Here is a 15,098-nt window from a genome sequence, read left to right on the forward strand (position 1 = left end):
AGACAGGATCATGGATGCTCTTAGCCCCGAGGAAATAGAACGCTACAAACGGCACATTCTCTTGCCCGAAATCGGCGGCATGGGCCAACAGCGGCTGAAGGCGGCCAAGGTGCTGGTGATCGGTGCCGGGGGTCTTGGTGCTCCCGTCCTCTATTATCTCGCTGCTGCCGGGGTCGGGACGCTCGGCATTATCGATGACGACATCGTCTCGCTATCGAACCTGCAAAGGCAGGTCATTCACGACACCGGCACGATCGGCGAGCAGAAGACGCAAAGCGCGCGTCGCAGCATCTCCCGGCTCAACCCGCATGTGCGCACGCTGCACTTCGAGGAGCGCTTCTCCACTGTCTGGGCGCATGATCATTTGAGTGCCTTCGATCTGGTGATCGATGGATCGGACAATTTCGATACGCGCTATGCGGCGGCAGATGCTGCGGAGGCGGCAAGGGTGCCGCTGGTCACAGGTGCTGTGGCCCGTTTCGATGGCTCGGTGACGGTTCTGAAGCCCTATGAGGAAGGTCCGGACGGCATGTTGCTGCCACGCTACCGTGATCTGTTTCCAGCCCCGCCCCCGGAAGGCCTGATCCCGTCCTGCGCCGAGACCGGCATTATCGGCGCGCTGACAGGTGTTATCGGCACGACGATGGCGATGGAGGCGATCAAGGTCATCACCGGCACCGGAGAACCGTTGGTCGGGCGGCTGATGCTTTACGACGCGCTTGCCGCCCGCTTCGAGACCATTCGCTATAAGAGGCGCCAGACAGCATGATCACGATTGTTCAGATCGACGAAACCTTCGACCGCATCGAGGAGCTGTTGGCGCTGATCATGTCGTCCTTCGCCTATATGGATGGCGTCATCGACCCGCCTTCTTCGGCCCACCGTCTGACGCCAGACAATCTGCGTCAAAAGATCCGGGACGAGATTGCCTTTGTCGCGTTCGATGGCGGCGATATGCTCGGGTGTATTTTCTGTAAGCCCGAAGCCGCTTCGCTTTATGTCGGCAAGCTTGCCGTATCACCTGTGGCGCAAGGCCGCGGTATCGGAAAAGCGTTGCTGAAGATAGCCGAAGAGACGGCGCACAGGCTGTCGCTCCCAAGCCTGCGACTGGAGACCAGGATTGAACTCGTCAACAATCACCGGCAGTTTTCGTCCTGGGGCTTCGTCAAGACGGCTGAGAATTCGCACGCCGGATATAAGCGGGTCACCTCTATCGAAATGTCGAAGCGTCTGCCCGGTTAAGCCCTGCCCGGCAACACCCGGTTCGGCGGTCTGTGGCCGTCGTAAAAGGCGCGAATGTTGATGATCACCTTGTCACCCATGTCGATGCGGCCTTCGATCGTGGCTGAACTCATATGCGGCAGAAGCACCACCCTGCCCTCTTTGGCGAGTTTGATGAGCTTTGGATTTACGGCTGGCTCGTTCTCGAACACATCGAGACCCGCACCGGCGATCTTGCCCTGGCGCAGACACTCGATCATCGCTGCCTCATCGATAATGTCGCCGCGCGCCGTATTGACGATGTAGCTCGTCGGCTGCATCAGCGCAAGACGCCGGGCCGAGATCAGGTGATAGGTGGCCGGCGTCGATGGGCAGTTGACAGAGACGATATCGACGCGTGCCAGCATCTGGTCGAGGCTGTCCCAATAGGTCGCCTCGAGTTCCGCCTCCGTGGCCGGACTGACGCGCTTGCGATTATGGTAATGGATCGACAGCCCAAAGGCCTTGGCGCGGCGGGCAACGGCAGTCCCGATGCGGCCCATGCCGACGATGCCGATGCGCTTGCCCGAGAGACGCCGGCCAAGCATCCAGGTGGGAGACCAGCCACGCCAGTCTTCGGAGCCATTGGCAAGAACGCGCGTGCCCTCGACAAGGCGGCGGGGAACGGCGAGCACGAGCGCCATCGTCATGTCGGCGCTGTCTTCAGTCAAAACATTCGGCGTGTTGGTCACGGTTATCCCCTTGCGCGCCGCCGCATCCACATCGATATGGTCGATGCCGTTGGAAAAACCTGCGATCAATTTCAGTTGAGGACCGGCCTGCTCGATCATCGACGCGGTGATGCGATCGGTCACCGTCGGCACCAGAACGTCGACGCGCTGCATGGCGGCCAGAAGCTCTGCCTCCGTGCGGGGTGCGTCTTCGATATTCAATTCAGCCTCGAACAGTTCGCGCATGCGGGTCTCGACCAGATCCGGCAGTTTTCGGGTCAAATAGACGGTCGGTCTCTTCTTGTTCGTCATTGTCTGCAGGCACCTTGTTCAGAGGTCGTTAACCAGAAAGAGCGATAATTTGTTCATCAAGGGCGTTTCTACCAGACCCACCGGCGAAGACAAACAAATCTCGCATGTTGCGTCTTCGGCGGCAGGACTGGGGCGCCCCTTACGTCATTCTCTTGTTTCACGGAAACGGTCAAACGACATGCGTAGCTTTGTCTCCATCCTCTGCATTGCATTGTCATTCGGTTTTCTCCATGCCGCTGCTACACCGGCTTTCGCACAGGGCGCCGCAAAGGGTGCCAGCGGACTGCCGCTGCCGCGCTTCGTCAGCCTGAAATCCAAGCGCGTCAATATGCGCATTGGACCGAGCACCGATTACGCCGTCTCCTGGATGTATATGAAATCCGGCATGCCGGTGGAGATCATCCAGGAATATGAAAACTGGCGCCGGATTCGCGATGCCGACGGCACCGAGGGCTGGGTAAACCAGGCGCTGCTCTCGGGTGAAAGAACTGCGGTGGCAGCGCCGTGGATGCGCGGCAAGGGCAAGGAAGTGTTCGTCAATATGCGCCGCGAGCCACAGTCGAGTGCTTCGGTCGTGGCCAAACTTGAGCCTGGCGTGCAGATCCGGATCGGCGAGTGCAATGGCGACTGGTGCAAGGCGGAAGCCGGTCAGGTGGGCGGCTGGGTGTCGCAGGGCGAAATCTGGGGTGCCTATCCCGGCGAAGCCTTCAAGTAATCAAGGCCAATGAGAGACCGTGCGCCCTTGATGGACGCACGGGGATGATTGGAAGCAATCCTAGAGAAGACCGTGCTTCTCAGCCAGCGCCTTTAGCGACGACATTGGGCGCGGTCCGATCTGCTGAATCACGGCAGCGGCCGCAAGGCAGCCGAGCTTGCCGCTATCTTCCAGCGAACGGCCCTGTGTATAACCGAAGAGGAAGCCGGAGGCGAAGAGATCGCCGGCACCCGTCGTGTCGACGACATCGAAAACCGGATAGGCATCAACCTTTACCCGCTCCGTGCCGCGTACGATCATCGCACCCTCTTCGCTCATCGTCACGGCGGCAATCTTGCAGTCCTGAGCGATCCTGGTCAGCGCCAGATCGAAGTCGTCGGTTTCGTAGAGCGACAGCGCTTCCTGCTTGTTGGCGAAGACGATGTCGACAGCGCCCGAGCGCATCAGATCGAGAAATTCATCGCGGTAACGGCCGACACAGAAACTGTCGGAGAGCGTCATGGAGACTTCGCGACCATTCTCGTGGGCGATGCGGGCGCAATCGCGGATCGCATCCTTGGCGCGTGGCGGATCCCAGAGATAGCCCTCGAAATAGGTGACCTTCGACTGGGCAACGACTTCCGGCTCGACGTCTTCCGGCCCAAGCTCGACGCAGGCACCGAGATAGGTATTCATGGAACGCTCACCATCTTCGGTGACGAAGATCATCGAGCGGGCGGTGGGCGGAAAGGTTCCGCGCGGCTTGGTCTCGAAATGGACGCCCTGAGCGCGGATATCGTGCTGGAAGATCTCGCCGAGCTGATCTTCGGCGACCTTGCCGAAATAGGCTGCCGGTGCGCCAAAATTGGCAATGCCCGCTGCCGTATTGCCTGCACTTCCGCCCGACGCTTCCAGTGCCGGCCCCATGAGCGAGTAGAGCAGTTCCGCGCGCTCCGCATCGATCAGGTTCATCGCGCCCTTGGTAATGGCGTTATCGATGAGGAAACTGTCATCGCAGCGCGAAATAATATCCACGATGGCGTTGCCAACGGTCAGTACGTCGAATTTTGTCATGAGCCTCTTGTCCGAGCCGCACCGACCCGGTGCGTTATCCGGAACTCGGTCTTAAAGATTTCTGCCGACAAGAAAAGAGAAAAGGCGACTTCGCCTGCCTGCACCTTCGGCAGACTGATCTTTGGCGTCATTTGCCTGTCATGAAGCGCTGCTAGATCATCAGTCGTTCCCGGCACGGATGTACTGACGGGGACCACAGGCTGAAGCGGGGACGATCCCCGCTTTTTCTGTTTCTGGGAGACGGCTCCTGTTCCGGCTCCCTATAGAAAATGGTTTGAGACCATTGGCCTTTCCTATACAGGGTAGTTCTTCTGCAGAACGCCGTGAAAGCCCGTCTCCATGTATGCTGTCGCCGTCAATGTCGCCCCGATCTTTCTGCTCATTCTGATCGGTTGGCTGACGGTGAAGGCGAGGTTGTTCAAGGCCGACGCGAGCGACGTGTTGAGCGACTTCGTCTTCAAGATTGCCGTACCGACGCTGATCTTTCGTACGCTGGCGGAAGCAGATTTTCATGGCGCTTCGCCCTTCAAGCTCTGGATCACATACTTTACCGGCGTCGCGATCACCTGGGCAGCGGGTCAGGTGGTGACGACCTATTTCTTCAAGCAGGATCTTCGCGTCAGCGTCATTGCCGGCATCTCGTCGGCCTTCGCCAATAATATCTTCATCGGCCTGCCCCTCGTCAGCCGCTCTGTCGGCAATGACGGGATCGTGGCGATTTCCATTCTGCTGGCCATCCATCTTCCCATCATGATGATTGCCGGAACCATCCTGATGGAAAATGCAACGCACAAGGTGGTGGGCGGAGAAAGAAGAAGCACCCTGACCGTATTGAGACAGGTGGGCCGCAACCTCGCGACCAATCCGTTGGTGATCGCGCTCATTCTCGGGCTCTGCTTCAACGTGATCGGCGAGCCGATGCCTGTCGTCTTCACAACGGTGATCGATCAGGTCGCCGCCATGGCGGGACCCGCGGCTTTGATTTCATTGGGGATGGCGCTGACCAAATATCCGGTGCGCGGGAACCTGCACATCGCTGCGACCGTGACGGCATTCAAACTCTTGCTTCTACCGGCCTGCGTCTGGGCGACGGCGCACCTGCTGGGCCTTAACCCCGCCTGGACATCGGCATTGGTGCTGACATCCTGCGTCCCGACCGGCATCAATTCCTGGCTGCTCGCCAACCGCTTCGGGATCGGACACAGCATCGCTGCCTCGACCATCAGCATATCGACGCTGTTCGGCGTCCTGACGGTATCGCTCTGGGCCTGGCTGCTGAGCTGAGGCTGCAGATGAACCGCAGCCTCTTTCTTACGCTTGATTACTTCTGGGCGCTGAGGATCTTGAAGCGCGCGTTGCGGCAGACTTCCTCGCTCTTGCGGAACTCGCTGGCGAGCACCGGCTCGTAAGGCAAGCCGCGATTGGCAACCATCAGCAGCTTGCCGCCGCTGCGCAATGCTGTCGCTGCTGCCTTGATCAGTGCCTGACCGAGAGCCGGTTCGGCGGCCTGGCCACCCGCATGGAATGGCGGGTTCATGATGATCAGATCGTATTTTTCCTTTGGCGGCTCGGCGGCCAGATCCTGCCAGAAGAAGCGTGCGGTCAATCGCGGGCAGTTTTCCAGTAGATTGGTCTTGGCAAATTCGAGCGCGTTGTAGTCGGCCTCGAAAAGATCGACGCGCGCCGTGCGCGGCGACTTCTCCGCCAGCATGACGGAGAGATAGCCCCATCCGGCACCGAAGTCTGCCGCATTGCCATCGAAATCCGTTGGCATGCGCGAGACGAGCAGTTCGGAGCCGTCATCCACGCGGTCATGAGAAAACATGCCAGGCATGGCGGTGAAGCGGTTGTCGATGGTGACCGGCTTCTGCTCCAGCTTCGCGACGGCGGCAGAGACATCATCAGGTCGTGCAAACCAGATTGCGACGCCGTGGTATTTCGGCGTGGATTCCGCCTCGATACCGAGCTTTGCAAGCGTCTTGCGCAGGGTGACGATGCCGTCTTCCTTGGCGCCAGCAGCCAAAATCAGGCCGCCCGCCTTCACGCGCTTCAAGGCTTCCGCCATGCGGTTCTCGTTTTCGCCGCGGTGCTTGCCGCACAGGATCATGGCGGCGTCGTAATCCTCGCCGGAGATCTCCGGTGTGACCTCGGAGCCATGCGCCTGCAGCGCGCGATAGAGCGGCCGCAGGTTTTGAACCGCGACGATCTCAGCCTCGAAACCCTCCAGGCGAGGTGCTCCTGCCTCCGCGCCCAGAAACAGCACGCGTTCACCGGCTTTCGGCGCTGGCAGCATATCGGCAGCGAAGGGATGGAAAAGGGTTTTGACTGCGTCACGGCTCATCGGGAGCATCCTCAAGAACATGTGCCGGAAAAGCGCCAGGCGTCTTTGCGTCGGGACAATGTGTTCAACAACAATGGAGCAGCTTCACGTTCTAACCGGAACGGAGCCGCTCTGAAAATAGAAAAAAGGCGCGGGAGAGATCCCGCGCCCCGATAGGAATAAGCGACAGCGCCTTACTCGGCAGCAGCGTCGCCTTCAGCCTTCTTCTCGGCAGCGATTTCCTTGCCGGTTGCCTGATCGACGATCTTCATCGACAGGCGAACCTTGCCGCGCTCGTCGAAGCCCATCAGCTTGACCCAGACCTTGTCGCCTTCCTTGACGACGTCGGAGGTCTTGGCAACACGCTCGGAAGCGAGCTGCGAGATGTGAACGAGGCCGTCACGTGCGCCGAAGAAGTTGACGAATGCGCCAAAGTCAGCGGTCTTGACGACCGTGCCTTCGTAGATCTGGCCAACTTCAGGCTCTGCCACGATGGAGTGGATCCACTTGCGGGCCGCTTCGATTTCCTTGCCGGAAGAGGAAGCGATCTTGACGGTGCCGTCATCTTCGATGTTGATCTTCGCGCCGGTCTTTTCGACGATTTCGCGAATGACCTTGCCGCCGGAACCGATGACTTCACGGATCTTGTCGACCGGAATGTTCATGACTTCGATGCGCGGAGCGAATTCGCCGAGCTGACCACGGCTTTCGGTGATGGCATTGGCCATCTCGTTGAGGATGTGCTTGCGGCCACCCTGCGCCTGGTCAAGAGCGACCTTCATGATCTCTTCGGTGATACCGGCGATCTTGATGTCCATCTGCAGCGAGGTGATGCCATCTGCCGTACCGGCAACCTTGAAGTCCATGTCGCCGAGGTGATCTTCATCACCTAGAATATCCGACAGAACGGCAAAGCGCTCGCCTTCCAGGATCAGGCCCATGGCGATACCGGCAACCGGCTTTGCCAGCGGAACGCCGGCATCCATCAGAGCAAGCGACGTGCCGCAGACGGTTGCCATGGAAGACGAACCGTTGGACTCAGTGATTTCCGATACGACGCGCAGCGTGTAGGGGAACTGCTCAGCAGAAGGCAGCATCGGACGGATTGCGCGCCAAGCGAGCTTGCCGTGACCGATTTCGCGACGGCCCGGGGAACCCATGCGGCCCGTTTCACCGACCGAGTAGGGCGGGAAGTTGTAGTGCAGCAGGAAGCGTTCCTTGTACATGCCGGTCAGGCTGTCGACATACTGCTCGTCTTCGCCGGTGCCGAGCGTGGCAACGACGATCGCCTGCGTTTCACCGCGGGTGAAGAGTGCCGAACCGTGGGTACGCGGCAGAAGGCCAACTTCCGAAACGATCGGGCGAACCGTGGAGAGATCGCGACCGTCGATACGGCTCTTGGTGTCGAGAATGTTCCAACGAACGATCTTGGCCTGCAGGTGCTTGAAGATCGCGCCGATTTCTTCCGCCGTGTACTTGGCTTCACCATCTTCCGGCAGGAAGTGTGCCTTCACCTTCGCCTTGACGGCGTCGACGGCGGCATAACGAGCAGCCTTTTCGGTGATCTTGTAGGCATCGCGCAGTTCAGCTTCGGCAAGCCCAAGCATCTCGGTTTCGAGAGCGGAGAAATCTTCCGGCTCGAATTCGCGTGGTTCCTTGGCAGCCACTTCAGCGAGCTTGATGATCGCATCGATGACCGGCTGGAAGCCACGGTGGCCGAACATGACGGCGCCGAGCATGACGTCTTCGTTCAGTTCCTTGGCTTCAGACTCGACCATCAGGACGGCGTCCTGGGTACCGGCGACGACGAGGTCGAGAACCGACTCGTCCATCTCGTCGAGATGCGGGTTCAGAACATATTCGCCATTGATGTAACCGACGCGTGCGCCGCCGACCGGGCCCATGAAGGGAACGCCGGAGAGCGTCAAAGCGGCAGAGGTTGCGATCATGGACAGAATGTCCGGGTTGTTTTCCAGATCGTGCTGGATCACGGTAACGACGACCTGGGTGTCGTTCTTGTAGCCTTCAGGAAAGAGCGGGCGTATCGGACGGTCGATCAGGCGGGAAACGAGGGTTTCGTTTTCGCTCGGACGGCCTTCGCGCTTGAAGTAGCCACCGGGGATCTTGCCGGCTGCGTAGGTCTTTTCCTGGTAGTTGACCGTCAGCGGGAAGAAGTCCTGACCCGGCTTCGGGGACTTTGCAGAAACGACGGTCGCGAGAACCATGGTTTCGCCGTAGGTTGCGATGACGGCGCCGTCAGCCTGGCGAGCAACTTTGCCCGTTTCCAGCTTCAGCGGGCGGCCTGCCCATTCGATTTCCACGGAATGTTGATTGAACATATCTTGTCCTTCTTGTCGCCGCGGCTCCACCATTGAAGCAGCGGCTGCGACACATCACGGGCAAGACAGCGGGAGGCTTTTTCCTGGTGCCACGGACGGTGACACAAGCATCCTGCAATCCTGCCCCATGACAGGTCTTCGGTTGGTTCAGACGGTTCCGGCCCATCCGGTCCGTCTTGTTATCCGGGGTTGCCGGATGAAAAACCGGCGGGCACCTTCAAAGGAAACCCGCCGGTCAAGATGTTAGCGGCGAATGCCCAAGGTGCCGATCAGCTTCGAGTAACGGCCTTCGTCCTTCTTCTTCAGATAGTCGAGAAGCGAACGGCGGCTGGAAACCAGCGTCAGAAGACCACGACGAGAGTGGTTGTCCTTCTTGTGGCCCTTGAAGTGTTCGGTCAGGTTGTTGATGCGCTCGGTCAGGATTGCAACCTGAACTTCAGGCGAACCGGTGTCGCCTTCCTTCGTTGCATATTCCTTGATGAGGGCGGCTTTGCGCTCTGCAGTAATCGACATCGTAAAATCCTTTCTATTTTAAGGAAAAATCGGTCGCCAAGGGCCGGGATGTCGTCCAGCGCTGGCCATTCAGTAGCAAAGGCAATGCCTAGCTGGCGCTGCCTATAAACCAATTGGCAGCTAAAGGAAAGGGGCGATGGGGATCCGCGCTAAAGCGCCGTGCGTCCTATTGGACGCGCAAAGGACGCTTTACCTTCTAGAATCTGCGCATCGTGCTTTCCGAAAATCGATTCCGGTTTTCGGGCCGAGGCTGTAAATCATGTCCACGCGTCGGAAAGGACAGTCGGTCCATTTTAATGCCCCTCTCGCGAACGCACGCTTTCCGAAAGCCATTCAAGAAAATCATGGACGGCTGGCGCCAGGGTTTCGAAACCGCGCACCACGATAAAGAAGGCGCCAAAGGGAAGCGTCTGCTGGAAGGGGCGAATGAGAAGCCCGGAGGCCAGATACTCCCTAGCAAACCGCTCTTCCAGAAGTGCGACGCCCTGCCCGCGCAAGGCGGCCTGAAGCGTCATGCCTTCGTCGGTATAGATTGGTCCACGCGGATACACGTCCGAGGAAACGCCTGCCCGCTCGAACCAGCTTCGCCACATGTCCCGGCTGTCCTCATACAGAAGCGGAAAGTCCAGAAGATCGACAGGCCGTTGCGGCAACCCCCTTCCTTCCAGCAGTCGCGGCGAGAGGCATGGAGTCATCTGCACATCCATCAAATGCCGGCTCTCCGATCGGGGCCAGCTCGTTCTCGTCAGGCTGTGGCGGATGGCAACGACGTCTTCGTTGTGGCGAAACTCTGCAAGGCCGGACTCCGACTCCACCCGTACGTCGATATCGGGATGACTGCGTTGGAAGTCCGACAGATGCGGGGTGAGGAAGCAGGCAGCAAAAGACGGCTCGGCATTGATGTTCACCGTATCGGGGCCTTTGCCGCGCTCGACATCTGCAAGGCCATCGGACATCGCGTCGAAGGAAGCCGTTACGACGTGGAGCAACTTTGCGCCTTCCTGCGTGAGCCTGACGGATCGATGACCCCGATCGAAGAGCGGTCGATCAAGCAGCACTTCCAACTCCCGCACCTGACGGCTGATGGCGGCCTGCGAGATGCACAACTCTTCTGCAGCACGCGTGAAGCTCATGAGCCGCCCCGCTGCTTCAAAACTTCTGAGCGCTGTTAAAGGAAGGCGACTGCGCTTCATGCATAACCTCAAGTCATAGGACGCCGACGATAATCTCGTTTGAAGCTAGGACGCAACCCGCGTTTTATGCAGCTCAGATGTGCCGGGCTCGATTGCGACCGGCGCGCTTTACCGCACCGGCCCGAAAATCGGGATCGATTTTCGGAAAGCACGATGCGTCGAGTCAAAAAGTAAAGCGGATTGAAACGAGAGGCACGGGCTTGGTCACACAATGACAGGTCCGTGGAGGATGTGTCGTGCTTCGAAAGGTGATTGACATTCTACGGGATTTCCTGCGGCTCACCCTGTTTCAGCCGCATGAAAATGCCGACGACCAGCGCGGCCGTCGGCATGATGATTGAGCGTTCCTCAAGAGAGAAGGTGACGCCGATGTGCTGTCAGCCGAAGACGCGCTTGGGGCGGAATTCGCCCTGGCCGATCTCGCCGATCGCCACCAGCCTGCCGCGCGCGGTGGCGTAGGCCTCCGATTCCTGCGTCGGGGCATCGCGTCCGCGCAGGAGGATGGGATTGCCCATCTTCAGGCGGTGTGCCTGATCATCATTGATGATGAGATGCGGCAGTGACGAAAGCGCTTCGGACGTATCGATGAGATAGGCGTCAAGCGCGGCAAGGCGCTCGTCGCGGTCTTCGATCGTCTCCAGTTCGGTGAGCTTTTCCAGTGGCACCATCGCATCTTCCGCGAAGGGTGCGACCATGGCGCGTCGGAGTTCGGAAATGAAGCCGTAACAGCCAAGATCACGACCCATGTCGCGCGCCAGCGCGCGGACATAGGTGCCCTTGCCGCATTCCACTTCGAAATGTGCGGTGTTTTCATCCGGGCAGGCCAGCAGCGTCAGGCGATGAACCTCGACCTCACGTGCCGGAATTTCGACGACTTCGCCCTCGCGCGCCAGATCATAGGCGCGCTCGCCAGCGATCTTGATGGCGGAGAACTGTGGTGGCGTCTGCAGGATCGTGCCGGTATATTTCGGCAGCAGATCGCGAATATCCTGCTCGCTCGGACGGTTTTCGGAGGCGTTGAGGACCTCGCCTTCCATATCGTCGGTGGTGCGTTCTTCACCCCAGCTGACGGTGAATTCATAGATCTTGCGGCCATCCATGACGTAAGGGACGGTCTTGGTGGCGTCGCCGAGCGCAATCGGCAGCATGCCCGAGGCGAGCGGGTCGAGCGTACCGGCGTGGCCAGCCTTCTGCGCGTTAAAAAGCCATTTGATCTTGGAGACGGCCTCGGTGGAGCCGAAATCAAACGGCTTGTCGAGGATGAGCCAGCCGGAAACCGGGCGGCCCTTGGGTTTGCGTGGTTTGGACATTCTTCAGTTCTGTTCGTCGTCTTTTTCGTTGGAAGATCCAAGATCGCGCTGCACTTCGGGAGAGCGCAGCAGGGCGTCGATCTTCTGATAATTGTCGAAGCTGGTGTCATCGCGGAAGCGGACTTCCGGAACGTATTTCATCTGGCGCAGATGCGGTCCGAGCCTGCCGCGGATGAACTTCGCATGCCGGTTCAAGGCATCGATGCTCTCGGTATGATCGGCAACACCAAGTGGTGTTACATAGGCGGTCGCGATCTTGAGATCGGGAGACATGCGCACTTCCGAAATGGAAATGACCGTCTTTTCGAGAAGATCGTCACGCACTTCGCCGCGCTGCAGGATTTGCATCAATGCCGCACGAACCTGCTCGCCGACGCGCAGCATGCGTTGTGAAGGGGCTGATGAAGTTGCTTTTGCCATTGTTATTCTTGCCTCAGCAAATTGGAAGAAGACCGTCGGGCCGCTTTGCAGCTTCCCAATTTCTCACTCCAGCACTCTCGGCGGAAGGCCATATTGGACCCTCTTGTCGGAGTATCCTAAAATTCAGCGAGCGCCGGTTAGCCAGCGCTCGCTCTTAAAATCATACAATCAGGCAGAGCGCTTAGAGCGTTCTGGTAATATGCTCCACGCGGAAGCACTCGATCGTGTCGCCAGCGCGAATGTCTTCGTAGTTCTCGAAGGCCATACCGCACTCCTGACCGACCGGCACTTCGCTGACTTCGTCCTTGAAGCGCTTGAGCGTCTTGAGCTTGCCTTCGTGGATGACGACGTTGTCACGAACCAGACGAACGCCTGCACCACGTTCCACCTTGCCTTCGACGACACGGCAACCGGCAACCTTGCCGACCTTGGTGATGTTGAAGACTTCGAGGATTTCGGCATTGCCGAGGAAGGTCTCGCGACGCTCCGGCGACAGAAGACCGGACATGGCTGCCTTCACGTCATCCACCAGATCGTAGATGATGTTGTAGTAGCGGATCTCGATGCCTGCACGCTCAGACGCCGTACGGGCCTGGGCATTGGCACGGACGTTGAAGCCGATGATCGCGGCGTTGGACGCTTCTGCCAGAGAGACATCCGATTCCGTGATCGCGCCAGCGCCCGAATGAACGATGCGTGCGCGGACTTCGTCGGTACCCAGTTTGTCGAGCGATGCGATGATCGCTTCGACGGAGCCCTGCACGTCGGCCTTGATGACCAGCGGGAACTCCTTCATGCCGGAGGTCTGTAGCTGGCTCATCATCTGCTCGAGAGAACCGCGCTGGCCTGTCTGGCGAGCAACGGCCTTGTCACGGGCAAGACGCTGACGATATTCGGAAATCTCGCGAGCGCGGCTTTCGCTTTCGACGACGGCAAAACGGTCACCGGCAGACGGCGTGCCGGACAGGCCGAGAATTTCGACCGGCATGGCAGGACCCGCTTCCTTGACGTGTTCGCCCTTATCGTTGACGAGCGCACGGACACGGCCCCACTGATCACCGGCAACGATGATCTGGCCAGGCCTCAGCGTACCCTTCTGGACGAGAACGGTTGCAACTGCACCGCGACCACGGTCGAGCTCGGCTTCGATAACCGTGCCTTCGGCCGTACGGGTCGGGTCTGCCTTCAGGTCGAGAATTTCGGACTGAAGAAGGATGGCTTCGAGCAGCTTGTCGAGACCGAGCTTCTTCTTGGCCGACACTTCCACGTCGAGCACTTCACCGCCCATGGATTCCACGAAGACTTCGTGCTGGAGCAGCTGCTGGCGAACCTTTTCAGGATTGGCCTCATGCTTGTCGATCTTGTTGATCGCCACGATGATCGGCACGCCGGCCGCCTTGGCGTGGTTGATCGATTCAATCGTCTGCGGCATCACGCTGTCATCAGCCGCAACCACCAGGATGGCGATGTCGGTTGCCTGCGCACCGCGGGCACGCATGGCCGTGAAGGCGGCGTGGCCGGGGGTGTCGATGAAGGTGATCTTCTGGCCGTTCTGTTCAACCTGATAGGCACCGATATGCTGGGTGATGCCACCGGCTTCGCCAGCGACCACGTTTGCCTGACGGATGGCGTCGAGCAGCGAGGTCTTGCCGTGGTCGACGTGACCCATGATGGTCACGACCGGAGGACGCGAAACCATGTCGCCAGCAACGTCAGCGACGTTGAAGATGCCTTCTTCAATATCCGATTCCGACACGCGCTTGACGGTGTGGCCGAATTCGCCGGCAATCAGTTCGGCCAGATCGGCGTCGATGACGTCGCCCGGCTTCATCATCTGGCCTTCCTTCATCAGGTACTTGATGACGTCCACCGCACGTTCGGACATGCGCTGCGACAGTTCCTGGATGGTGATGGTTTCCGGCAGGATGACTTCGCGGGTAATCTTCTCGCGCGTTTCCTGCATCTGGCTGCGACGGAACTTCTCCTGACGACGGCGCATGGAGGCCAGCGAACGGCCGCGCTGTGCACCCTCTTCGTCGAGGTTCGACGTAACCGTGAGCTTGCCGCGGCGACGCTCTTCTTCCGTCTTCAAACGGGCAGCAGGCTTTGCCGGCGCTGGCGCTGGTGCCTTGCCGCGCATCGGCATGCCGGTACGGCGTGCACCACGATCGTCCTCATCATCCTTCTCGGTGCGGCGAACGCCCGGAACACCACGACCGGGCATTTCCGGTGCTGGCGCGGGTGCTGCTGCTACGGGCGACGGACGCGTGGACTGCGGACGAACGTCACGGCGCACTGGCTGTGCGGTCGTCGTTGTCGGCGCTGCCGGCTGTTCGGCTCTTGCAGGGGCTTCGTTTTCAGCAGCCTTTGCAGCAGCCGCTTCTTCGGCGGCGCGACGGACGGCTTCTTCCTTCTCGGCGACGAGGCGGCGTTCTTCCTCCACCTTGCGGCGGGCTTCGTCTTCGGCGCGCTGCTTGGCTTCGACAACGTCACGCGCCTGGGCTTCCATCAAAGCGCGGCGGCGCGCTTCCATTTCACCGGCCGAGAGATCGTGCAGCACGTTGCCGCGCGGACGATCCTGCTGGCGTGGCTGAGCGGATGGCTGCGGACGCTGCTGGTTATGGTTCTGCTGTACACGAGGTGCGGGCTGCGCCTGCTGTGGGCGCGGCTGGGCTGGCGCGGCAGCCGGTGCTGCTGCGCGTGGCTGCTGGGCAACCGGTGCCGCGGCGGCTGCTGCACCAGCTTGCTTCTCGTCTTCAGGACGCATGGGGCGACGCTTGCGTGTCTCCACGACAACTGCGTTGGTGCGACCACGACCCATGTCCTGACGCACGGTACCCTGGTTCAACCCGCCCGGCTTGAGGGTAAGAGTCTTTTTAGGCTGTGCGTTGAGTGTCTTGTCGTCGTTGTTATCGGTCATTCCGTTCCCGTTCCTACAGACGAGAGCCGGATGACACCATCAGGCCCTGTCTTTCAATAGCTGCATCCGAAC

General features: G+C 59.7%; 13 protein-coding genes. 4 read left to right on the forward strand and 9 right to left on the reverse strand.

Going from position 1 to position 15,098, the window contains the following annotated elements:
• The first annotated feature begins 10 nt into the window (after positions 1-10).
• Both PVA19_RS02290 and PVA19_RS02295 read left to right on the forward strand, forming a co-directional pair.
• Entirely contained in the window at positions 11-769 is a 759-nt protein-coding gene (locus PVA19_RS02290) for a molybdopterin-synthase adenylyltransferase MoeB (RefSeq protein ID WP_274101014.1), read from the forward strand.
• A complete protein-coding gene (locus PVA19_RS02295) occupies positions 766-1,242 on the forward strand; it encodes a GNAT family N-acetyltransferase (protein WP_274101015.1) in 477 nt (158 codons plus the stop codon). Before PVA19_RS02290 ends, PVA19_RS02295 begins: the two co-directional genes overlap by 4 nt.
• On the opposite strand, the gene PVA19_RS02300 is transcribed toward PVA19_RS02295, so the two are convergent.
• Positions 1,239-2,243, reverse strand: a complete 1,005-nt coding sequence (locus PVA19_RS02300) for a 2-hydroxyacid dehydrogenase (RefSeq protein ID WP_062427171.1) — start codon at positions 2,241-2,243, stop codon at positions 1,239-1,241. The two genes, PVA19_RS02295 and PVA19_RS02300, sit on opposite strands and share 4 nt — an antisense overlap.
• A gap of 178 nt (positions 2,244-2,421) precedes the next feature.
• On the opposite strand from PVA19_RS02300, the gene PVA19_RS02305 reads away from it, so the two are divergent.
• Positions 2,422-2,958: an SH3 domain-containing protein gene (locus PVA19_RS02305; protein ID WP_062427172.1), complete on the forward strand. Its 537-nt coding sequence runs from the start codon at positions 2,422-2,424 to the stop codon at positions 2,956-2,958.
• 60 nt (positions 2,959-3,018) lie between these two features.
• Here PVA19_RS02305 and PVA19_RS02310 read toward each other — a convergent pair whose 3' ends face one another.
• The gene (locus tag PVA19_RS02310) at positions 3,019-4,011 is read right to left on the reverse strand and encodes an adenosine kinase (protein ID WP_274101016.1); all 993 of its coding nucleotides are present in this window, start codon (positions 4,009-4,011) and stop codon (positions 3,019-3,021) included.
• Between the two features lie 339 nt (positions 4,012-4,350).
• Here PVA19_RS02310 and PVA19_RS02315 point away from each other — a divergent pair, with 339 nt between their 5' ends.
• Entirely contained in the window at positions 4,351-5,295 is a 945-nt protein-coding gene (locus PVA19_RS02315) for an AEC family transporter (RefSeq protein WP_274101017.1), read from the forward strand.
• A 37-nt stretch (positions 5,296-5,332) separates the two neighbouring features.
• Here PVA19_RS02315 and PVA19_RS02320 read toward each other — a convergent pair whose 3' ends face one another.
• The 7 genes from PVA19_RS02320 to infB all read right to left on the reverse strand — a co-directional run bounded on the left by PVA19_RS02320 (position 5,333) and on the right by infB (position 15,026).
• Positions 5,333-6,352 carry a class I SAM-dependent methyltransferase gene (locus PVA19_RS02320; RefSeq protein ID WP_112520036.1) on the reverse strand — a complete coding sequence of 340 codons (1,020 nt, stop codon included), beginning with the start codon at positions 6,350-6,352 and terminating at the stop codon, positions 5,333-5,335.
• Between the two features lie 173 nt (positions 6,353-6,525).
• Positions 6,526-8,670 (reverse strand): polyribonucleotide nucleotidyltransferase, encoded by a 2,145-nt coding sequence (gene pnp / locus PVA19_RS02325; RefSeq protein ID WP_112520037.1) that lies wholly within the window; start codon positions 8,668-8,670, stop codon positions 6,526-6,528.
• Positions 8,671-8,913: 243 nt separating this feature from the next.
• Positions 8,914-9,183, reverse strand: a complete 270-nt coding sequence (gene rpsO, locus PVA19_RS02330; protein WP_062427177.1) for a 30S ribosomal protein S15 — start codon at positions 9,181-9,183, stop codon at positions 8,914-8,916.
• Between the two features lie 293 nt (positions 9,184-9,476).
• Positions 9,477-10,376, reverse strand: coding sequence for a LysR substrate-binding domain-containing protein (locus PVA19_RS02335; protein ID WP_112520038.1), 900 nt, complete (start codon positions 10,374-10,376; stop codon positions 9,477-9,479).
• A gap of 377 nt (positions 10,377-10,753) precedes the next feature.
• A complete protein-coding gene (gene truB, locus PVA19_RS02340; protein WP_062427179.1) occupies positions 10,754-11,686 on the reverse strand; it encodes a tRNA pseudouridine(55) synthase TruB in 933 nt (310 codons plus the stop codon).
• A gap of 3 nt (positions 11,687-11,689) precedes the next feature.
• The gene (gene rbfA, locus PVA19_RS02345; protein ID WP_274101018.1) at positions 11,690-12,106 is read right to left on the reverse strand and encodes a 30S ribosome-binding factor RbfA; all 417 of its coding nucleotides are present in this window, start codon (positions 12,104-12,106) and stop codon (positions 11,690-11,692) included.
• 181 nt (positions 12,107-12,287) lie between these two features.
• The gene (infB, locus tag PVA19_RS02350; protein WP_274101019.1) at positions 12,288-15,026 is read right to left on the reverse strand and encodes a translation initiation factor IF-2; all 2,739 of its coding nucleotides are present in this window, start codon (positions 15,024-15,026) and stop codon (positions 12,288-12,290) included.
• Positions 15,027-15,098: the final 72 nt, after the last annotated feature.

Origin of the sequence: Agrobacterium sp. CNPSo 3708 (genome assembly GCF_028674915.1) — a bacterium.
Taxonomy (GTDB): domain Bacteria; phylum Pseudomonadota; class Alphaproteobacteria; order Rhizobiales; family Rhizobiaceae; genus Agrobacterium; species Agrobacterium cavarae.